At 67.1% G+C, this 20,933-nt stretch carries 21 protein-coding genes and 1 pseudogene; 6 read left to right on the top strand and 16 right to left on the bottom strand.

Annotated elements, in window-relative coordinates; genetic code table 11:
• Positions 1-166 precede the first annotated feature (166 nt).
• The 12 genes from G3N92_RS16940 to G3N92_RS16885 all read right to left on the bottom strand — a co-directional run bounded on the left by G3N92_RS16940 (position 167) and on the right by G3N92_RS16885 (position 9,804).
• On the bottom strand, positions 167-1,222 hold the full coding sequence (locus tag G3N92_RS16940) for a MucB/RseB C-terminal domain-containing protein (RefSeq protein ID WP_206128690.1): 1,056 nt from the start codon (positions 1,220-1,222) through the stop codon (positions 167-169).
• A gap of 5 nt (positions 1,223-1,227) precedes the next feature.
• Positions 1,228-1,836 carry an RseA family anti-sigma factor gene (locus G3N92_RS16935; RefSeq protein ID WP_206128689.1) on the bottom strand — a complete coding sequence of 203 codons (609 nt, stop codon included), beginning with the start codon at positions 1,834-1,836 and terminating at the stop codon, positions 1,228-1,230.
• Between the two features lie 84 nt (positions 1,837-1,920).
• Positions 1,921-2,520, bottom strand: a complete 600-nt coding sequence (gene rpoE / locus G3N92_RS16930; RefSeq protein ID WP_206128688.1) for an RNA polymerase sigma factor RpoE — start codon at positions 2,518-2,520, stop codon at positions 1,921-1,923.
• A 96-nt stretch (positions 2,521-2,616) separates the two neighbouring features.
• The gene (locus G3N92_RS16925) at positions 2,617-3,075 is read right to left on the bottom strand and encodes an RNA polymerase subunit sigma (RefSeq protein WP_206128687.1); all 459 of its coding nucleotides are present in this window, start codon (positions 3,073-3,075) and stop codon (positions 2,617-2,619) included.
• Between the two features lie 11 nt (positions 3,076-3,086).
• The gene (gene fabF / locus G3N92_RS16920) at positions 3,087-4,325 is read right to left on the bottom strand and encodes a beta-ketoacyl-ACP synthase II (protein ID WP_206128686.1); all 1,239 of its coding nucleotides are present in this window, start codon (positions 4,323-4,325) and stop codon (positions 3,087-3,089) included.
• Positions 4,326-4,486: 161 nt separating this feature from the next.
• A complete protein-coding gene (acpP, locus tag G3N92_RS16915) occupies positions 4,487-4,726 on the bottom strand; it encodes an acyl carrier protein (RefSeq protein ID WP_012735022.1) in 240 nt (79 codons plus the stop codon).
• 145 nt (positions 4,727-4,871) lie between these two features.
• Positions 4,872-5,621 (bottom strand): 3-oxoacyl-ACP reductase FabG, encoded by a 750-nt coding sequence (gene fabG / locus G3N92_RS16910; RefSeq protein WP_206128685.1) that lies wholly within the window; start codon positions 5,619-5,621, stop codon positions 4,872-4,874.
• A 32-nt stretch (positions 5,622-5,653) separates the two neighbouring features.
• Positions 5,654-6,586 (bottom strand): ACP S-malonyltransferase, encoded by a 933-nt coding sequence (gene fabD, locus G3N92_RS16905; protein ID WP_206128684.1) that lies wholly within the window; start codon positions 6,584-6,586, stop codon positions 5,654-5,656.
• A gap of 67 nt (positions 6,587-6,653) precedes the next feature.
• Complete coding sequence (locus tag G3N92_RS16900) at positions 6,654-7,643, bottom strand: beta-ketoacyl-ACP synthase III (protein ID WP_206128683.1); 990 nt, start codon at positions 7,641-7,643, stop codon at positions 6,654-6,656.
• On the bottom strand, positions 7,644-8,750 hold the full coding sequence (gene plsX / locus G3N92_RS16895) for a phosphate acyltransferase PlsX (protein WP_206128682.1): 1,107 nt from the start codon (positions 8,748-8,750) through the stop codon (positions 7,644-7,646).
• A gap of 134 nt (positions 8,751-8,884) precedes the next feature.
• Complete coding sequence (gene rpmF / locus G3N92_RS16890; protein WP_206128681.1) at positions 8,885-9,064, bottom strand: 50S ribosomal protein L32; 180 nt, start codon at positions 9,062-9,064, stop codon at positions 8,885-8,887.
• A gap of 95 nt (positions 9,065-9,159) precedes the next feature.
• Positions 9,160-9,804, bottom strand: coding sequence for a YceD family protein (locus G3N92_RS16885; protein WP_206128680.1), 645 nt, complete (start codon positions 9,802-9,804; stop codon positions 9,160-9,162).
• A gap of 228 nt (positions 9,805-10,032) precedes the next feature.
• Between G3N92_RS16885 and G3N92_RS16880 the strand changes: the two genes are divergently transcribed.
• Both G3N92_RS16880 and G3N92_RS16875 read left to right on the top strand, forming a co-directional pair.
• Complete coding sequence (locus G3N92_RS16880; protein WP_206128679.1) at positions 10,033-10,656, top strand: Maf-like protein; 624 nt, start codon at positions 10,033-10,035, stop codon at positions 10,654-10,656.
• A complete protein-coding gene (locus G3N92_RS16875) occupies positions 10,653-11,375 on the top strand; it encodes an SAM-dependent methyltransferase (RefSeq protein WP_206128678.1) in 723 nt (240 codons plus the stop codon). The genes G3N92_RS16880 and G3N92_RS16875 overlap by 4 nt, the downstream gene beginning before the upstream one ends.
• A gap of 91 nt (positions 11,376-11,466) precedes the next feature.
• On the opposite strand, the gene G3N92_RS16870 is transcribed toward G3N92_RS16875, so the two are convergent.
• From G3N92_RS16870 to G3N92_RS16855, 4 genes are read right to left on the bottom strand one after another with little or no spacing between them, the layout of a single operon-like run.
• The gene (locus tag G3N92_RS16870; RefSeq protein ID WP_206128677.1) at positions 11,467-12,471 is read right to left on the bottom strand and encodes a S49 family peptidase; all 1,005 of its coding nucleotides are present in this window, start codon (positions 12,469-12,471) and stop codon (positions 11,467-11,469) included.
• Between the two features lie 30 nt (positions 12,472-12,501).
• Positions 12,502-12,885 carry a Rieske 2Fe-2S domain-containing protein gene (locus tag G3N92_RS16865; protein WP_206128676.1) on the bottom strand — a complete coding sequence of 128 codons (384 nt, stop codon included), beginning with the start codon at positions 12,883-12,885 and terminating at the stop codon, positions 12,502-12,504.
• Positions 12,882-13,541 (bottom strand): HAD-IA family hydrolase, encoded by a 660-nt coding sequence (locus G3N92_RS16860; protein WP_206128675.1) that lies wholly within the window; start codon positions 13,539-13,541, stop codon positions 12,882-12,884. The genes G3N92_RS16865 and G3N92_RS16860 overlap by 4 nt, the downstream gene beginning before the upstream one ends.
• A gap of 5 nt (positions 13,542-13,546) precedes the next feature.
• Entirely contained in the window at positions 13,547-14,551 is a 1,005-nt protein-coding gene (locus G3N92_RS16855) for an RluA family pseudouridine synthase (protein ID WP_206128674.1), read from the bottom strand.
• Positions 14,552-15,272: 721 nt separating this feature from the next.
• On the opposite strand from G3N92_RS16855, the gene G3N92_RS16850 reads away from it, so the two are divergent.
• The 4 genes and pseudogenes from G3N92_RS16850 to G3N92_RS16835 form a co-directional block, all read left to right on the top strand.
• Entirely contained in the window at positions 15,273-18,572 is a 3,300-nt protein-coding gene (locus G3N92_RS16850; RefSeq protein ID WP_206128673.1) for an Rne/Rng family ribonuclease, read from the top strand.
• A gap of 199 nt (positions 18,573-18,771) precedes the next feature.
• Positions 18,772-19,884, top strand: a complete 1,113-nt coding sequence (gene moaA, locus G3N92_RS16845; protein WP_206128672.1) for a GTP 3',8-cyclase MoaA — start codon at positions 18,772-18,774, stop codon at positions 19,882-19,884.
• Between the two features lie 40 nt (positions 19,885-19,924).
• Positions 19,925-20,551, top strand: coding sequence for a molybdenum cofactor guanylyltransferase MobA (gene mobA, locus G3N92_RS16840; protein WP_206128671.1), 627 nt, complete (start codon positions 19,925-19,927; stop codon positions 20,549-20,551).
• A gap of 88 nt (positions 20,552-20,639) precedes the next feature.
• Positions 20,640-20,933: pseudogene (locus G3N92_RS16835) on the top strand (molybdopterin molybdenumtransferase MoeA); the annotation flags it as partial.

Below are 20,933 nucleotides of genomic sequence, written 5' to 3'. Positions count from 1 at the left end.
AGCCGCCCTCCCGATCTGGGCACCGACGCGGCGGCCGGCGCCGACGCGCCCGAAGTGGGCGAAGCGGTTTGCGCGGCCAGCGACGCGACGGGCAGGCACGCCGTCATCGCCGCCGCGGCCGTCCAGGTACGCAGCGTGGTCTTGATCATGTCGGGAAACCGGGAGCTTACTTCGAAGGCTTGTATTCTATGGCAGCCGCGAACTGCTGCAACGTCGCCTGCGGCACTTCGCCGAGCAACGTGATCCAGAAATCGCCGCTGCGCTTGACGAGCACATGCGTGGCGCCCGTGCTGCCGGCCCCTTCCTTGCGCGTCGAACCCTTCTCCACCGGCTCGATGAAGGCCGACACCGTGGCCAGCCCATCGGTGAACACGGCCTGATCGACGGCGATCGGCGCGGCCTTCGGATCGCGCGCCGCCATCGGCCGGCGCACTTCGCGGATCTTGCGGAAACCGGCCACGCTCGGCGCGATCTTCCAGCCCTGCGCCTCGATGTCGACCGGCGCAACCGGCGGACGCACCACGGTGCAGTTGTCGAGGTTGCGGATGCCGTTGGCGATGATGGTTTTTTCGGCCGGGTTCGGCCCGCCGATCTGCAATTGCGAGAACGCCACCTGTTCGAGCACGTGGTCGTCGGCGTCGAGCGTCTGCGTGCGCAGCAGCAGGCCCGTCTTGGCGTCGGTCCAGAGCTTGTAGGCGAAGCGGTTCGCGTCCTTCGGCACCAGTTGGACGACCTGCGCATCGATACCGGCCACGCGATCCTGGCCGGCCGGCTTGACGTCGTAGGCGCTCAGCACCTGCTCGCCGCTCGCGCCGAGCAGCGACGGAAACGCATCGCGGTTCTGGCGGCGCTCGACCACGCACAGGTGGCGTTCGGGCACGAAGGTGACGAGATCGTCGTTATGACGGAGCAGCTTGCGCGGCTTGCCGTCGAGGCTCTCGATCTTCTCGTACTCGCCGCCCTTGGCGGCGACATGGGTGATCCGCGACGACTGCACGTAGTTGCCGCGCTGGAACACGAAGGTGCCGTCGTAGTTCTGAGCTTGCGCAGCCTGCTGGATGCGGTCGAGCCAGGCGGCCGCGGCTTGCGGGCCGGCGGCCGGATCGAGTGCGGGTTGCGCGATCGCGCGGTTGTGAACGGAAAACAGTGCGGCTGCGCACAACACGAGCGCAGGCAGCCGCGTCCAGCCGGAAGTGGCGCGATTCAACAGCAATGTCCGCATCGAGTTTATTGGCCTTGCGTCGTGACGGCGGTGCGAATGAGCGGCATCGAGCCCGACACGACGGGCTGCTGCGCGAATTGCTGGTGCGCTTCGAGATATTGATCGAGGCTCGCGTCGCGGATGATGTTCAGATCCTGACGGGCCGGCGCGGACACGCGCTGCAGATCCTGCGACGCCACCGACGCCACTTGCACCTGCGAGACGCCCGGCTGGCCGGCGCCCTGCATCTGCGGCACGACGATCCAGGTGAACATGGCGGCGGCAGCGGCCACGGCCAGGCCCGGCACAAGACGGCGGCGCAGCGCGCTGCGCACCGGTGCGGCGGCATCGACCGTCAGCGCGGCCGGTGCGATCAGGTGCGGTTCGGCCGCGAACGCGGCGGAAAAACGGGCGGTGAAGGCGTGGCTGACGGCCGGCGCGATCGCGAGATCGTCGGAGCGCAGCGCGTCGCCGATCGCGTGAAATTCGGACCAGGCACGACGTTCCGTATCGCCGAACGCGGCCAGAATCTGACCGAGCGGCAGGCCGTCGGGCGATTCGCCGTCAACCAGTGCGGACAGGCGCTCGCGCTGCGAGCTGCCTTGCGAATGCGATTGCGTAGAGACCGACCCCATGATGCTCCCCATCTTCAATACCCCGTCGTGACACACGACTCTGTCTAACTGGACCCCGTGCCGTTTCCGCACCCCGGGCAGGACTTACCAGCGCCTGCCTTCGGGTGTGTCGAGAAGCGGACGCAACTTGTTGGCGATCGCCTCGCGGGCCCGGAAGATTCGCGAGCGGACGGTGCCGATCGGGCAATCCATCATTTCCGCGATTTCTTCGTAACTCAGGCCCTCGATTTCCCGCAATGTGATGGCCTGGCGCAACTCCTCGGGCAACAGGGCCATCGCAGCGTTCACCGTTTCGGCGATCTGCTTGCTCATCAACATCGACTCTGGCGTGTTGATATCCCTTAGTTGGTCGGCGTCCGAGAAAGTTTCCGCTTCTTCCGCATCCGCTTCAGTGGAGGTCGGCGCGCGGCGGCCCTGGGTCGCAAGGTAGTTCTTGGCCGTATTGACGGCAATTCGGTACAACCACGTATAGAACGCGGATTCGCCGCGGAACTGCGGCAGCGCGCGGTAAGCCTTGATGAACGCGTCCTGGGCCACATCCTCGACCTCGGCGGGATCCCGCACGAGGCGCGAGATCAGCCGGATGATCTTGCGGTGGTATTTGGAGACCAGGAGTTCGAACGCCGCCTTGTCGCCTTTCTGAACGCGCTCGACCAGAACCTGATCGATTTCTTTTTCACTCACCTGACAAATCCGTTAACTAGGGATGCAACGCGGAGCGCTATTGTAGCAACGCCCACCCGCGCGCCGCGAAAGCGGCCGTGGCCCACGCAAGCGCCGCTAATCGCGGCCGGCCCGCCGGCCGAACACCGACAGCGCGCGGAACACGCGCGGCGCGATGGCATCGGCCGGCACCAGAAACGGCACCGGACGCCCGTGCTCGCATGCGATCTCGAGCACCAGCAGCCGGTCCGCCCAATGCATGCAGCGAACCACGGCACCGTGCGCGACGCGTCGGCCCGAACGATCGTACGCGGCCAACATGCCGGTACCCGGTTCGAGCAGCAACGCGCACGGCACACGGCGCGCACTGGTTTTCCGCGCCAGCGAGGCGAGCAAGGCCGCACTCAGCAACCCGACGAACACCGCTTCCGCACGCCCGACGAACGACGCTGCGCTCGCACCGGCAGCCGCCGCGCAGAGCGCGACGAAGGCTGCCAGCACGACGCGCAGCGTCGTCGATGCACGCAGCGCGACAGGCTGCGTGCCGGGGAAGTGCGGAAGGGCGGGACCCGTCAAGCGATCCCGCTTCAGGCGCGCTTGAAAACCAGCGTGCCGTTAGTCCCGCCAAAGCCGAAGGAGTTCTTCAGCGCGACATCAATCTTCATGTCCCGCGCTTCGTTCGCGCAGTAATCGAGATCGCATGCCGGATCCTGATCGAAGATGTTGATGGTCGGCGGCGACAGCTGGTTGTGCACGGCCAGCACCGTGAACACCGATTCGAGGCCGCCCGCGCCGCCCAGCAAGTGGCCCGTCATCGACTTCGTCGAATTGACCACCATCTGCTTGGCGCGATCGCCGAACGCACGCTTGATGCCCGTCGTTTCGGCCAGATCGCCGAGCTGCGTCGACGTGCCGTGCGCGTTCAGGTAATCGACCTGATCGGCGTTGATGCCGGCGTTGCGCAGCGCGGCCAGCATGCAGCGACGGGCGCCGTCGCCGTCTTCCAGCGGTGCGGTCATGTGGTAGGCGTCGCCGCTCATGCCGTAGCCGCCGACTTCGGCGTAGATCTTCGCGCCGCGCGCCTTGGCGTGCTCGTACTCCTCGAGCACCATCACGCCCGCGCCTTCGCCGAGCACGAAGCCGTCGCGATCCTTGTCCCACGGGCGGCTCGCCGTCGCCGGGTCATCGTTGCGCTGCGACAGCGCACGCGCGGCCGCGAAGCCGCCGATACCCAGCGGCGACACGGTGGCTTCCGCGCCGCCGGCGATCATCACGTCGGCATCGCCGTATTCGATCAGGCGCGACGCTTCGCCGATGCAGTGCAGGCCGGTGGTGCAGGCCGTCACGATGGCGAGATTCGGGCCCTTCAGACCGAACTTGATCGACAGGTGGCCCGAGATCATGTTGATGATCGAGGCCGGCACGAAGAACGGCGAAATCCGGCGCGGGCCGCGATTCAGCAGTTCGGTTTGCGTGACTTCGATCATCGGCAGGCCGCCGATGCCCGAGCCGACGATCACGCCGATGCGCTCGGAATTTTCCTCGGTCACTTCCAGGCCGGAGTCCTTCATGGCCTGCATGCCCGCCGCGATGCCGTAATGGATGAAGGTATCCATGTGACGCGCTTCTTTCGCGGGCATGTAGTCTTCGACATTGAAACCCTTCACCTCGCCCGCGAAGCGGGTCGAAAAGTTCGTGGCGTCGAACTTGGTGATGTTGGCAATGCCGGACTTGCCGGCCACCAGATTGGCCCAACCGTCGGCAACATTATTGCCAACAGGCGAGATCAGCCCAAGGCCTGTAACGACAACTCGACGACGGCTCACGGTACCCTCTTTTCCATTGGATGACAAAAACAGAAGCCACAGGGGCCGCAGGAACCAGCCCTGCGAGCCCTGTGGCTGTTAGCGCGGCCGGCAAGCGTGCCGGCGGCGAAATCTGGCGCCCATGCAGCGTTTCGAGAACGTTGCAAGTGGCGTTGCCTTGGTTAGGCCTTGACGTTCGCGCGAGCGTAGTCGATCGCTTGCTGAACCGTCGTGATCTTTTCGGCTTCTTCGTCCGGGATTTCCATGCCGAACTCGTCTTCGAGCGCCATCACCAGTTCAACGGTGTCGAGCGAATCTGCGCCGAGGTCGTTCACGAACGAAGCTTCGTTCTTGATTTCGCCTTCGGCCACGCCCAGTTGCTCGGCGACGATCTTCTTGACACGTTGTTCGATGTTGTCCATTACCCCTCCGAGGGAAGTTTGAGATTTACAAGTGCGCGCATTTTATCAGGTTTGATGCCTTCAAAAATGCGCGCCGGCATTGCGGTTCGACAGGCGCCGAAAGCGCCTCCATCCGACATACGGCGCGGATGGTAAACGAATTCCGTTACGACATGTACATACCGCCGTTCACATGCAGCGTCGTGCCGGTGATATACCCGGCGAGCGGCGAAGCGAGGAACGCGACGGCGTGAGCGATATCGTCGGTGCTGCCGAGGCGCCCGAGCGGAATCTGGGTTTTCAGCGCGGCCTGTTGCTCGTCGGGCAGCGACTTGGTCATGTCGGTGTCGATGAAGCCCGGCGCCACGCAATTGACGGTGATGCCGCGGCTGCCGATCTCGCGTGCCAGCGCACGCGTGAGGCCGGCAACGCCGGCCTTGGCGGCCGCGTAGTTGGCCTGCCCCGGATTGCCGAGCGAGCCCACCACCGACGTGATGTTGATGATGCGGCCGCCCCGGGCCTTCATCATCGGGCGCAGCACGCCGCGCGACAGGCGGAACACCGATTTCAGATTGGTGTCGATCACGGCGTCCCAGTCGTCGTCCTTCATGCGCATCGCCAGTTGATCCTGGGTGATGCCGGCATTGTTGACGAGGATGTCGAGACGACCGAATTCCTTGACGACGGAATCGATCAGCGCGTCGCTCGACGCGGCGTCGTTCACGTTCAGCACCGCACCGCGGCCGGCCAGACCGGCCTCGCCAAGCGCCGCGCCGATGCCTTCGGCGCCCGCTTCGCTCGTGGCCGTGCCGATCACCGTCGCGCCCTGGCGGGCGAGTTCGAGCGCGATCGCCCGGCCGATGCCGCGCGACGCGCCGGTGACGATCGCCACCTGTTTGTCGAGAGTCTTGTCCATGTTGTTCCGTGAATCGGATGAATCGGAATGCGTCAGGCCGCGACGAGCTTGAGCACGTCGTCGAGCGTCGCCGGATCGTACACGGCCGCGCCCGTCAGTTCGCCGTCGATGCGCTTGGTCAGGCCCGTCAGCACCTTGCCCGGCCCGCATTCGACCAGATGCGTCACGCCCGTGCCGGCAATGTGCCGCACGCATTCGACCCAGCGCACCGGGCCTGCCGCCTGGCGCACCAGCGCATCCTTGATGGCGGCCGGATCCGACACGACGGCGACGTCGATGTTGTTGACCACGGGGATCTGCGGCGCGACGATCGCAACGCCCGCCAGATAGTCGCGCAGTTGATCCGACGCCGGCTTGAGCAGCGACGAATGGAACGGCGCGGACACCGGCAGCGGCAGCGCGCGCTTCGCGCCCTTCGCCTTGGCGACTTCGCAGGCCTTCTCGACCGCCGCCTTGCTGCCGGCGATCACGACCTGGGCAGGCGCGTTGAAATTGACGGCTTCGACCACGCCGGCCGCCGACGCTTCGGCGCACACCGCGCGCACCGTGTCGTCGTCGAGACCGAGGATCGCGGCCATGCCGCCCTCGCCCACCGGCACGGCGCTCTGCATGGCCTGTGCGCGGAAACGCACCAGCGGCACGGCGTCGCGAAACGCGAGCGCGCCCGAGGCGACCAGCGCCGTGTATTCGCCGAGGCTGTGGCCCGCGACGATCGACGGCGCCGGGCCGCCGGCCTGTTGCCAGGCGCGGTAGCACGCGTAGGCGGCCGTCAGCATCACGGGCTGCGTGTTGGCGGTGAGGTTCAGTTCTTCGGCCGGACCTTCGGCGATCAGCTTGCCGAGATCCTGGTTCAGCGCATCGGACGCCTCCTGGATCGTTTCGCGCACCACGGCGAGCTCGGCGAATGCATTGAGCATGCCGACCGCCTGCGAACCCTGTCCCGGGAAAACAAATGCAAATTTCATCTCGTCCTCGTTTGATTCGTTCGAACGGCGCGCCAGCCTGGGCGCGCCCGATGAAGCGCGGCTCCGCTCAGAAGCGGAACACCGACGCGCCCCACGTGAAGCCGCCGCCGACGCCTTCCACCAGCACGGTCTGGCCGCGCTGGATGCGGCCGTCGCGCACCGCCGCGTCGAACGCGAGCGGGATCGAAGCGGCGGACGTGTTGCCGTGCTCGCCGACGGTGACGACCATGCGCTCCTGCGGCAGGCCGAGCTTGCGGCAGGTGCTGGTCATGATACGGATATTCGCCTGGTGCGGAATCAGCCAATCGACCTGGTCGGGCGACAGATTCGCCTTCTCCAGCGCCTCGATGGCGACCTTCTCCAGCACGTTCACGGCGAGCTTGAACACCGCCTGGCCGTCCATGTGCAGGAACGCGCTGCCGGCGATCACGCCGCCGTTCACGTTGCCCGGCGTGCAGAGGATGTGCGAGTAGCTGCCGTCGGCGTGCAGTGCGCTGCCGAGAATGCCCGGCTCTTCCGAGGCCGACAGCACGACGGCGCCGGCGCCGTCGCCGAACAGCACGCAGGTGGTGCGATCCTTGAAATCGAGGATGCGCGAGAAGGTTTCGGCGCCGATCACCAGCGCGTTGCGATGCTGGCCGCTGCGAATGAAGCTGTCGGCCGTGGCCAGTGCATAGGCGAAGCCCGAGCAGACGGCCTGCACGTCGAACGCGGCGCCGCCGTTGCGGATGCCGAGCTTGTTCTGCAGCAGGCAGGCCGTGCTGGGAAAGACGAAATCGGGCGTGGACGTGGCGACGATGATCAGATCGATCGATTGCGGATCGATATCGGCCGCCTCGATCGCGCGCTGCGCGGCGATCAGGGCGAGATCGCTGGTGGTGACGTCGGGATCGGCGAAATGGCGCGAATGGATGCCGGTACGCGCGACGATCCATTCATCGCTGGTTTCGATGCCGTCCTTCGCGAGACGGTCGGCAAGCGCCTGATTCGAGACGCGATTGGGCGGCAGATAGCTGCCCGTGCCGAGCACGCGGGAATAGAGAGTCGATTGGGCCATTTATGCTTTCGAGGACAAACCGGCAGAAGGTTCGGCCTGCTGGCCTGCAGACGGTGCTGCCTGACCGGCCCCGCCCGCGTCGTGACCGCTTTCGCCAAGCGGCATCGCGTTTTCCGCCATGGCCCGGGAAAGGCGCTCCAGCACGCCATTTTTGACCGCATCATACCCGCGTTTGATAGCCCACTCAAACGCGTAGGCGTCGGCGGAACCATGGCTTTTGATCACCAGACCGCGCAGGCCGAGCAGCGCCGCGCCGTTGTACTGGCGGTGATCGACGCGCTTCTTGAAGCGCATCAGCACCGGCAGCGCGAGAATCGCCATCAGCTTGCTGGGCAGCGAACGGCTGAACTCTTCCTTGATGATGTTGGCGAGCATCTGCGCGAGGCCTTCGGACGTCTTCAGGGCCACGTTGCCGACGAAGCCGTCGCAGACGATCACGTCGACCGTGCCCTTGTAGATGTCGTTGCCTTCCACGTTGCCGCGGAAATTGAGCGTGCTGGTACGCAGCAGCTCGCCCGCGCGCTTGATGGTGTCGTTGCCCTTGATCACCTCTTCGCCGATGTTGAGCAGGCCGATGCTCGGGCGCTCCTTGCCTTCGAGCGCCGCGACGAGCGCGTGCCCCATTTCGGCGAACTGGAGAAGGTGTTGCGGCTCGCAATCGACGTTGGCGCCGAGGTCGAGCATCATCGTGTAGCCGGACGGATTCGGCAGCGCCGAGGCGATCGCGGGCCGCTCGATGCCGGGCAGCGTCTTGAGCACGTAGCGCGACACGGCCATCAGCGCGCCGGTATTGCCGGCCGAGATGCAGGCCTGCGCGGCGCCGTCCTTGACGTGATTGAGCGCGACGCGCATCGAGGAATCCTTCTTCCTGCGCAGCGCGACTTCGACGGGATCGTCCATCGCGACCACCTCGGTGGCCGCGACGATCGACAGCGACGGCTCGTCGAGCGCCTTGAGCTTCTTCAGCTGGGCGCGGATGGCCGAATCGATGCCGACCAGCATCAGGTGCGCATCAGGATGCGCACGGACAAACTTGACTGCCGCGGGAACGGTCACGGACGGGCCGTGGTCGCCTCCCATGCAATCGATCGTGAGCTTTACTGTCATGGAGTGCGACGAATTTCAGGCACAAAAAAGCGGCAGTTGAATGCCGCCTTCTTGTTGAGCCAGGAAAGTGTCAAGCGAACCGGGCGTCACGCGTTTCCCCCTGCAATAGTGCGGGCGGGCGTGACGCAAGGTGCTTAGTCGTTCTTCGTCTTGACGACTTTCTTGCCGCGATAGTAGCCGTTCGGGCTGATGTGGTGACGCAGATGCACTTCACCCGTCGACGGCTCGACTGCCAGCGGCGCTGCCGTCAGGAAATCGTGCGAACGATGCATGCCGCGCTTCGACGGCGTCTTCTTGTTTTGCTGAACTGCCATGGCTAACTCCTAAAAATTTTCCGGATTCTAACACAGCCCGATCCGACGCCTACCCGGGCCATGCATGCCCGACGCCTTCCCGTGCTCCACCTACGTCAGTGTTTCTTGTCGCCGTCCCGCTTCAGCGCTTCGAGCGCCTTGAAGGGATTGGGCCGCTCTTCGCCGGGCACGTCACCGCCTTCCGGTTCTTCTTCGAAATCCTCGGTATCGGTGGCGGGACCGCTTACCCCCGAGACCAGACTTTCGTGAACCGACGGACAGATGTCGTGCTTCGGCACGAGCGGCAGCGAGAGCAACAGCTCTTCTTCGATCAAGTCGACGAGATCGAACTGGCGCGAACCCACGATCACATCGACTTCATCGTTCTCATCAAGCGGAATGGCTTCCGCTTCTTCTTCGGTCGCGACGATCCGATACACCATGTCGACGTCGAAGTGCTGCTCGTACGGCGCCATGCAGCGCTGGCATCCGAGCCAGGCCACGCCGTGCAGCGCCAGCCGCAGGAACGGCTGATGCACCTCGGTGCCGTCCTCCTGCAACTCGCCTTCCGTCGAGCCCTCCGCCTGCCACGTGAACGTGGTGTCGCGGTCTGGCGCGTCGGCCGGCACTTCGTTTAACATGCGCGGCAGTTGCGAGAGCCGCACCGCACCTGCCGATTGCCGCCCGCTGCGGGCGAATTCGAACAGGTCGACGAGATGCGGATCGAGCGAAACCGCAGGTTTGCCAGAAGAGGTATTCATGTGCGCTCCTGCTGAGTTCGCTTGCTTGTGCTGGTATCGCCGAGCCCGACCCTGACTGCCGGTGGCTGGCCTAGCCCTGTAGCTGCCTGGCCCCGCCCGGATCTTTCGGCGACCGATCGGCGTCGCTGCCGATGAAAAGCGCAAAACTATATCCGTTTTATCTTTTCGAGTCAATCACTTAACCTGCCGCGCCGCGCAAGCCCGCGACGCCGCTCCCAACGCCCCATCATGACCACGTTTTCCCGCCCGCCCAGGCTGATCCTGGCGTCCAGTTCGCGCTACCGGCGCGAGCTGCTCGAACGTCTGAGGATCCCGTTCGACGTCGTCACGCCCGATCTCGACGAAACCCCGCAAGCCGGCGAAACGCCCGCCGACACGGCGCTGCGCCTGGCCGCCGCCAAGGCGCGCGCCGTCGCGGCCCAGCTCGACGCGCCCGACGGCGCGATCGTGATCGGCTCGGACCAGGTCGCCACGTTCGACGGCCGCCAGATCGGCAAGCCCGGCGATCACGCACGCGCGCTCGAGCAACTGCAGGCGATGCGCGGCCGCGAAGTCGAATTCCATAGTGCGCTATGCGTTTTCGACAGCCGCAACGGCCACGCGCAGATCGAGGACGTGATCACGCGTGTGCGCTTCCGCTCGCTGTCCGACGCAGAGCTCGACGCCTATCTCCGCGCCGAAACGCCCTACGACGTGGCCGGCAGCGCGAAATCGGAAGGGCTCGGCATCGCCCTGCTCGACGCGATCGATTCGGACGACCCCACCGCGCTGATCGGCCTGCCGCTGATCGCGCTGACGCGCATGTTGCGCGAAGCGGGCCTGCCGTTGTTCGGCGCGGAGGTGCGGGCATGAGCGCCGGTACGCTGTATCTGATCCCGAACACGCTCGGCGACGGCGACGCCGCGATGCTGGCCGCCGTGCTGCCCGCCGCCGTGCAGGCGCGCGCCGCCTCGCTCGGCTATTACATCGGCGAGAACGCCAAGACCACGCGCGTGTTTCTGAAGAAAGTGGGCGTGGAACGGCCGATCCAGGAAATCGACATTCGCGAGCTCAACGTCAAGACGCCCGCCGGCGAGATCGACCGCCTGCTCGCGCCGATCCTGGCCGGCGCGGACGCCGGGCTGGTGTCTGAGGCGGGCTGCCCCGCCGTTGCCGATCCGGGCGCGCTGCTCGTGCGCCGCGCTCACGAGCGCGGCGTGAAGGTCGTGCCGCTGGTCGGCCCCAGCTCGATCCTGCTGGCGCTGATGGCGTCGGGCCTGAACGGCCAGACCTTCGCGTTCCACGGTTACCTGCCGGTCGATGCGGCCGCGCGCGCCAAGCGGCTGCGCGAGCTCGAACAGCAGTCGCGCAAGGCGAAGGAAACCGAAATCTTCATCGAGACGCCTTACCGCAATCAGGCGATGCTGGAGACGCTGATCGCGACCTGCGCGCCGTCCACGCTGATCTGCGTGGCGGCCGATCTGACGCTGGAGACCGAAACCATCGTCAGCCGCAGCGCGGCCGACTGGAAGAAGAAGCCCGTGCCGAACCTGCAGAAACGGCCGGCGATCTTCCTGTTGCTGGCGAACTGACGCCAACGGCGGCGCACCGCCGCCGCACGCCGAAACGACGAGGGCCGGGTATCGAACCCGGCCCTCGTTGCATGGCGCGCCGGCTATGCCATCAACGCAGCGTGACGCCGCCGGCCGACAGCGCCGATTTCACCGCCCCGCCCCCGATCGCCGCGCCGAACTTGCGCGCCACGCGGTTGCCGAGGCTTTCCTTGACCGTGTAATCGACGATGTCGGGCGCCTTCAGCACGTCGCGCGCGACCGTATCGGTCGTGCCGAAACCGTCGGCCAGGCCCAGTTCGACGCTCTTCGCGCCCGTCCAGAACAGGCCCGAGAACAGATCCGGCGAATCGTGCAGGCGCTTGCCGCGGCCATCCTTCACGGCCTTGATGAACTGTGCGTGGATCTCGTCGAGCATTTCCTGCGCATGCGCGTCCATCTTCGGCGTTTCCGGCGAGAACGGATCGTAAAAGCCCTTGTTCTCGCCCGAAGTATGCAGACGACGCTGCACGCCGAGCTTGTCCATCAGCCCCGTGAAACCGAAGCCGTCCATCAGCACGCCGATCGAACCGACGATGCTGGCCTGATTGACGTAGATGCGATCGGCCGCCGCGGCGATGTAGTAACCGCCCGATGCGCACATGTCGCTGACCACCACGTAGAGCGGCTTGGCCGGGTATTTCGTGCGCAGCCGGCGGATTTCGTCATACACGATGCCGGCCTGCACCGGGCTGCCGCCCGGGCTGTTGATGCGCAGCACGACGCCGACCGTGCCCGAATCGGCGAACGCGTCGTCGAGCGCCGAATTGATGTCTTCCGCATTGGCGTTGGTGCCGGCCGCGATTTCGCCGTCGATCGTCACGAGCGCCGTGTGGCGGCTGCTCGACAGCTTGCCGTCGCTCGAGAAGTCGAAGATCGCGAACACCAGCCCGATCACCACCACGAGCCACAGGAAACGGAAGCCGATGCGCCAGCGGCGCGCCGTGCGCTGCTCGACGATCGCGGCCATCGCGATCCGCTCGAGCGCGGTGCGCTCCCAGGTGGGCTCGTGCGGCGGCTGGCGGCCGGCGTCACGCTCGGCGCCGGGTGCATCGGGAGGAGTCGTTTGGTCGGTCATTCGGGAAACCAGTGAGGGTCGGAAAATCGGTCAGGAAGCCTGCGGCAGCAATTCGGCGTCGGGCAGCCAGTAGACGGCGCGGCCTTCGGGCGCATCGCGCTCGTCCACCTCGACGGCGCGCAGGCGTGCGCCGCGGCACGGGCCGCCGACGCATTTGCCGGTTTCGGGGGTGTAGATCGCGCCGTGGGTGGCGCACATCAGATAGAGGCCGGACGATTCGAAGAACTGGCCCTCGTTCCAGTCCAGCTCCATCGGCACGTGCGCGCAGCGGTTCAGATAGCCGTAGGCGCGGCCGTCGTAGCGCACGAAGAACACCACGACCGCCTCGCCGCGCAGCGTGGCCGGCACGCGAATGCCCGCGCCGCCGTCGACGAGGGCCTCCGACGCGCAGACGAACACCGCCTCGCCGCTCATGCGTGCTCGCGCAGCCAGCCGGCCAGCGCGCCGACGTCGTCGGCGAGAAAGCGCGGCGACAGCGCCGCCAGCGATTCGGCCGGATGCGCGCCGTAGGACACGCCGATCCCGGCCGCGCCGGCGCTGGCCGCCATCTGCAGATCGTGGGTGGTGTCGCCGATCATGACGGTGCGCGCCAGATCCTGCCCCAGTTCGCGGCTCAGCTCGTGCAGCATGGCCGGATTCGGCTTGGAGAAGGTTTCGTCGGCGCAGCGCGTGCCGTCGAAAAAGCGCGTGAGCTTGGTTTCGTCGAGCGCGCGGTTCAAGCCGACGCGGCCCTTGCCGGTGGCCACGGCCAGCAGGTAGCCGGTATCGCGCAACTCTTCGAGCATCTCGCGCACGCCCGCGAACAGCTCGATGCGCTCATCCTTCACGAGATAGTGGAACCGGTACCGTTCGGCGAGCTTCGCGTAATGGGACGGATCGAGCGTGGGTGCGGCGATCGCCAGCGCGTCGCGCAAGCCGAGGCCGATCACGTAGCGTGCGGCATCGTCGGACGGCGCCGGCAGGCCGAGATCGCGGCAGGCCGCCTGGATGCTCAGCGCGATGTGCGCCGTCGAATCCATCAGCGTGCCGTCCCAGTCGAAGACGATCAGGTCAAATTGCTGTCGGGACATGCGGTTCAAGCGCCGGAAGCGCGCAGTGCGTTGAGTTGGTCGAGGAAGCGCCGGCATTCGTCGGGCAGCGGCGCGTCGAACTGCAGCGTCTCGCCGGACAGCGGATGCGCGAGCTTCAGGCGATAGGCGTGCAGGAACATCCGTTTCAGCGAAGGGCGCGCGTTCGCACGCGCCAGCGCCTTGTTCAGGGCGAAATCGCCGTATTTCGCATCGCCGGCGATCGGCAGCCCGAGGTGGGCCAAGTGTACGCGGATCTGGTGGGTCCGACCCGTTTTCAGCTCGGCCTCGAGAAACGCATAGCCGGGCCAGCTGTCGATCAGGTTGAACACCGTGTGCGACGGGATGCCGTCGTCCTGCACACGCACGCGGCGCTCGCCCTCGGGCGTCGAATACTTGAACAGCGGCGCCTTGACCGCGCGGCGGCGGCCCCAATCGGGCGCCCACTCGCCGTGGCCGCAGGCGTAGTAGCGCTTGTCCATGCGATTTTCGCGGATCTGCTCGTGCAACCCGACCAACGCCGAACGCTTCTTGGCCAGCATCAGGATGCCCGAGGTTTCGCGGTCGAGCCGATGCACCAGTTCGAGGAACTTGGCCGTGGGCCGCGCCGCGCGCATCTGTTCGATCACGCCGAACGACACGCCGCTGCCGCCATGCACGGCCACCCCGGCCGGCTTGTTGATGACGACCATCGCGTCGTCCTCGAACAGGATCTCGAATTCGGCGGCCGGCACGGGCGCCGCCTCCTGCGCGGCATCCGGGGCGGCGAGCCGGATCGGCGGGATCCGCACGACGTCGCCGAACGCGAGACGATACTGCGCATCGATCCGGCCCTTGTTGACACGGACCTCGCCGCTGCGCAGGATGCGGTAGATGTGACTTTTTGGCACGCCCTTACAGACGCGCAACAGGAAGTTGTCGATGCGTTGACCGGCCGAATCCTCGCCAATCTCGACCATGGAAACCTGGCCGCTCTCGACCGATTTCTGGGATATTTTGCCTAACTCATTCATACTGAATATAATTTTGCCGAGCATTCCGCTGCGGGCGGCCGGATCGGCCGGTTTCGGGCGGATTGCGCAAGGCGCAAGCGCAAACCGCTATTTTACTTGCGCCGGGGGCCTGCTGCTCGCCCCTGCATAAAAGAGAAGCAGCAAAAGTTGCACGCACGGCACTTCATCCCGGCAAGGATCGCGCCCACAGGCGGATTCGGTCGGAAGCGTGCCGCGGTAACGGAATGTTGGACAAAAAGAATTTAATTGGCAGCGGCAGGCCGGCACGATTCAGGCCGGCCGCGCTGCCGGTTGCGATTATGACGGCGTGCGCCACCCCAGGTTTCGCGAAGCGTGCGAAGCCGGCGACGTCAAACCAGGGTAGAACACCCCAGGCGGGAAAGTCGGGCTGGATTCGATACTCCCCGCTGCGGCCAGGCCGCAGCACATGCCGCCCAGCAGCGTCGCGCGCAACTTGCGCCGCGTGCTGCGCGGCATTGCCCGGTTACAGGCTTAGCGCGCCGCATGGCGCGCGGAGTGGTCATCCGTGCTTTGAAGCCGCATTCGCAGGTGCCCCTGGCTGCCGGCCGGTCGTATCGGCCCGCGCCTGATCAGGCAATTCTCCCGCCATCGTTCCCGCTCCAGCGTGCTTGTGACAACACAACAAGGCGCGGCCTGTTTTCGCCCGCGTTCCGCCTGACAAGCGAAACGCGCCGCCAGCAGCGCCGCCTGGAGTCGTTCAATGAAACGCATGCTGTTCAATGCGACGCAGCAGGAAGAACTGCGCGTCGCCATCGTCGATGGGCAGAAGCTCATCGACATCGACATCGAAACCGCCGGCCGCGAACAGCGCAAAGGCAATATCTACAAGGGCGTGATCACGCGCATCGAGCCTTCGCTCGAAGCCTGCTTCGTCAACTACGGCGAAGATCGCCACGGCTTCCTGCCGTTCAAGGAAGTCGCGCGCCAGTACTTCCGCGACGGCGTCGACATGCGCTCCGCGCGCATTCAGGACGCCCTGCGCGAAGGCCAGGAGCTGATCGTCCAGGTCGAGAAGGAAGAACGCGGCAACAAGGGCGCCGCCCTGACCACGTTCATCTCGCTGGCCGGCCGCTACCTCGTGCTGATGCCGAACAACCCGCGCGGCGGCGGCGTGTCGCGCCGCATCGAGGGCGACGAGCGTCAGGAACTGCGCGAAACCATGGCGCAGCTCGAAATCCCCGAGGGGATGAGCATGATCGCCCGCACCGCGGGCATCGGCCGCAGCGCCGAAGAACTGCAATGGGACCTGAACTACCTGCTGCAGCTCTGGCACGCCATCGAGGCGGCATCGAAGAGCGGCCACAACGGCCAGCCGATGCTGATCTATCTCGAATCGAGCCTCGTGATCCGCGCGATCCGCGACTACTTCCAGCCGGATATCGGCGAAATCCTGATCGACACCAACGAAATCCATGACCAGGCGCGCGCCTTCATGGACATCGTGATGCCGGACAACGTCGGCAAGGTGAAGCGCTACCACGACGACGTCCCGCTGTTCTCCCGCTTCCAGATCGAACACCAGATCGAAACGGCGTATTCGCGCACGGTGCCGCTGCCCTCGGGCGGCGCGATCGTGATCGACCACACCGAAGCGCTGGTGGCGATCGACGTGAACTCGGCCCGCGCCACCAAGGGCGCCGACATCGAGGAAACGGCCACCCGCACCAACCTCGAAGCGGCCGACGAAGTGGCGCGCCAACTGCGCCTGCGCGACCTCGGCGGCCTGATCGTGATCGATTTCATCGACATGGAATCGGCCAAGAGCCAGCGCGAAGTCGAACAGCGCCTGAAAGACGCGCTCAAGCACGACCGCGCACGCGTCCAGATGGGCAAGATCTCGCGCTTCGGCCTGATGGAGCTGTCGCGTCAGCGCCTGCGTCCGGCGCTGTCGGAAGGCAGCCATGTGACCTGCCCGCGCTGCAACGGCACCGGCCACATCCGCGATACGGAATCCTCGGCGCTGCAAGTGCTGCGGATCATCCAGGAAGAGGCAATGAAGGAGAACACCGCGGCGATCCATTGCCAGGTGCCCGTCGAAGTCACGGCCTTCCTGCTGAACGAAAAGCGTCAGGAAATCAACAAGATCGAGTCGCGCTTCAAGGTCGGCATCGTGCTGATCCCGAACAAGCACCTCGATACCCCGCACTACAAGCTCGAACGCCTGCGTCACGACGACGCCCGCCTCGACGACCCACGCGCCTCGTGGAAGATGGCCGAGGAAGCGGCCCGCGAACTGGAATCGGAAACCGGTTACAGCAAGCGCGCCGCCGACGCGAAGCCGAAGCAGGAAGCGGCCGTCAAGGGCATCACGCCGGCCAGCCCGGCGCCGAGCGCAGCCCCGCAACGCGAAGCCGCACCGGCTCCGGTTGCCGCCCCGGCGCCGGTCGCAGTGGCCGCTCCGGCCAGCAACGGCGGGTTCTTCGGCTGGATCAAGAGCCTGTTCGGCGCGGCGCCGGCGGCGCCCGCTCCGGCACCGGAACCGGTCAAGGAAGCTGCCGCGGCACCGGCTCGTCCGGCCCGCGAACGCGGCGAGAAATCCGAGCGCGGTGAGCGCGGCGGCGATCGCAACCGCAACGGCAACCGCCGCGGCCAGCAGGCCGGCACGCGCGACGCTCAACCCGCCGTGGCCGGCGGCCGTCAGCCGCAGCAACCGCGCGGCGAGCGCGAGGGCAAGGAAAGCCGCGAACCGCGTGAACAACGCGAGCCGCGCGAAGCACGCGAAGGCCGTGGCAACCGCGAACCGCGCGAGGCACGCGAAGGCCGTGAGGGTCGCGAAGTCCGCGAACCGCGTGAACAACGCGAACCGCGCGAGGCCCGTGAACCGCGTGAACAACGCGAACCGCGCGAGGCCCGTGAACCGCGCGAGAACCGTGAACCGCGCGAACGCGCCGTGACGGCCGACGACGCAGCGGAAACGCCGCGTCAGGAACGTCGCGAACGCGGCGAGCGCGGTGAACGCCGCAAGGCCGTGCCGCACGCCGCCACGCTCGAAACCGTCAACCGTGGCGAAACCCACGCCGAAGCGGACGAGCATGCGGTGCAGGCAGACGCACCGGGTGCGGACTTCGCCGCCGACGCCGAAGCCGGCGCACGCGACGGTGAAGAACGCCGCCGCCGCCGCCGCGGCCGTCGTGGCGGCCGTCGCGATCGCGAAGAAGGCGCAGCAGGCGCGCAGGACGGCGTCGAAGGTTCGGAAGGCGCAGAGCAGGCCGAAGCCGGTCATGCCGAGCACGCTCCGGTGGCCGCTGCCGTTGCAACGGTGACGGCAGCGACCGCCGCCGTGGCGGCCGAAGCCGTCGTCGCGCACGCCGAAGCCGCACCGGCTCCGGCCGAGGCAGCCGCACCGATCGCCGCACCGGAAGCATCGGCACCGGCGATTTCGCCTGCCGCCGCGCTGGAAGCCGTCGCACCGGCGCCGGTCGTCGAAGCCGAACCGGCTCCGGCACCGGAACCGGCCGTGCTGGCCACGCCGGCACCGGCAGAAGCCGCACCGGCCGCCGAGCCGGCGCAGACGGAACCGGCTCCGACCGCCACGCCGGTCAGCGAGGCACCGGCACCGGTTGCCGCACCGGCTCCGATCGAGGCACCGGCGGTGGAAGCCGCACCGGTAGTGGAAGCAGCACCGGCCATCGAAGCGGCTCCGGCCCCGGTCGAAGCGCCGGCTGCCGTCGAACCGGCCGCCGCGCCGGTGGAAGCTGCGCCGGTCGTCGCTGCCGAGCCGGCACCGGCACCGGTCGTCGAAGCCGCGCCGCAAGCGCCCGCCGCCGTCGAAACGCAGCAATCGGCGCCGGCAGTAGCGCCGGCAGCCGCGGTCGGCATCGAAGCCGCGCTGGACGCCGCCGGCCTGACCTGGGTGAACACGGATGCCGAGAAGTTCCGTGCCGCGCAGGAAGCCGCGTCGCAGATCGTCGCGCCGGTTCGCGCGCCGCGCGAACGCAAGGTGCTGCCGCCGGTCGATGCGACGCCGATGCAACAGATCGAAACCCACGGCCAGCAATAAACCGCAGCGGTTTCGTCCCCAAAACCCGCCCTTCCGAGGGCGGGTTTTTTTATGGCCGCGGCTTGGGCATCGATGCACGGGGCGATGCGCCGCCGTCTGTGCTCTTTTTCTACGGGTTTCCGTGCGCCGAACCGAACGGCGCGTTGCCGCTAAAATAGACGTCTGATCGTTTCCCCGAATTCGCCCCGATTCATTCGCCATGTCCCGACGCATCATCCCGCTCATCGACGCCAGCAGCATTCCGGATCTGTCCGGGGCCCTGCTCGCGCCGAACGGCACGCTGCGCGACGCGCTCGCGCGGCCGCTGCGGGATCTGCGCATCTCGGTCACCGATCGCTGCAACTTCCGCTGCGTCTACTGCATGCCGCGCGACGTGTTCGACAAGGATTACCCGTTCCTGCCGCACGGCGCGCTGCTCTCGCTCGAGGAACTGGAGCGCACGGCGCGCCTGTTCGTCGCGCACGGCGTGGAAAAGATCCGCATCACGGGCGGCGAGCCGCTGCTGCGCAAGAACCTCGAGTTCCTGATCGAACGGCTCGCACGGATGGAAACGGTGGAGGGCCGCCCGCTCGACCTGACGCTGACGACCAACGGCTCGCTGCTCGCGCGCAAGGCGCGCAGCCTGCGCGACGCCGGGCTGTCGCGCGTCACCGTCAGCCTCGACGCGCTCGACGACACGCTGTTCCGCCGCATGAACGACGCAGATTTCGCCAGCGCCGACGTGCTCGAAGGCATCTTCGCCGCGCAAGCCGCCGGGCTGGAGCCGGTCAAGGTCAACATGGTCGTCAAGCGCGGCACCAACGACGCCGAAATCCTGCCGATGGCACGCCGTTTCCGCCACACCGGCGTGGTGCTGCGCTTCATCGAATACATGGACGTCGGCAGCTCGAACGGCTGGAACATGACCGACGTGCTGCCCTCGGCCGACGTATTGAAGCGCATCGGCGCCGAATTCCCGCTCGTGCCGCTCGACGCCCACACGCCCGGCGAAACCGCCCAGCGCTGGGCCTACGCCGACGGCGGCGGCGAAATCGGCCTGATCTCCAGCGTGACGCGCGCGTTCTGCGGCGATTGCACGCGCGCGCGCCTGTCGACCGAAGGCAAGCTGTACCTGTGCCTGTTCGGCACCTCGGGCCACGACCTGCGCGCGCTGCTGCGCAACGGCGCGTCCGACGCGCAGATCTCCAGCGCGATCGCGCATATCTGGCACGCGCGCGACGATCGCTATTCGCAGTTGCGCGGCACCGGTCGGGCCGATCCGAACGGTACAGCCCCTGCGCCGCGCGTCGAGATGTCCTACATCGGCGGCTGACCGCCGCCCCGTTGCGCCCGTGCAGCCCGCCGCTTCGTCCATGCCCCCGACAACCGCCCTCCAGCGCGCCGCGCTGACCGGCCTGCTGCTCGCGGGCGGCCAGGGTTCGCGCATGGGCGGCGTCGACAAGGGCCTGCAGCCGCTGCGCGGCGAACCGCTCGCGCAGCATGTGCTGCGCCGGCTCGCGCCGCAAACGGGCGCCTGCCTGATCAGCGCGAACCGCAACCCCGATATTTATCTCGCGCTTGGCAAGCCTTACGGCGCGCGCGTCGTCGCCGATGCGACGTCCGATTTCGCGGGGCCGCTCGCCGGGCTGCTGGCCGGCCTGCGCGCGGCACGCACGCCGCTGGTGCTGACCGCGCCGTGCGATACGCCGTATCTGCCGCTCGACCTGGCCGCACGGCTGCTGGCCGCACGCGAAGCGCACGCCGCCGGGATCGCCGTGGCCGTGTCGGTCGACGCCGACGGCAAGCGCCACGCGCAGCCGACCTTCGCGCTGGTGCCCGCCGCGCTCGCCGACGACCTCGAAGCCGCGCTGGCAGCCGGCGAGCGGCGCGTGCGCGCGTGGTACGCACGCCACACGGCCGTCGAAGTGCCATTTCACGACGAGCGCGCGTTCTACAATGCCAACTCTTTGCAGGAATTGACCCGCCTCGAGCGCGAATGACGCCGGCGCGGTCATTCCGGCCCGCTGCCGCAGCGCCACGCCATCGCCCAACGGCGCGAACCGTCCGCCTCGCGGCGCCTCACCAGCCATGACCACGCATCCGTCGCCCGCCGCCCCGAATTCCGAAACCTTGTCCGTCGATGCCGCGCGCGCGCTTGCGCTGCGCCTGGCCGCGCCGGTCGAAGACACGGAGGCCGTTGCGCTCGACGCCGCGCTCGGCCGCGTGCTGGCCGAAGCGATCGCCTCGCCGCTCGACGTGCCGGCCTACGACAATTCCGCGATGGACGGCTATGCGTTCGACGGCGCGGCGCTCGCGGCCGCCGCGGCACACGGCGGCGAACTGGCGCTGACGGTGGCCGGCACCGCGCTGGCCGGGCATCCA

Origin of the sequence: Burkholderia sp. Ac-20379, from assembly GCF_017104645.1 — a bacterium.
GTDB lineage: Bacteria > Pseudomonadota > Gammaproteobacteria > Burkholderiales > Burkholderiaceae > Burkholderia.
This window is presented reverse-complemented; position numbering and strand designations above follow the sequence as displayed.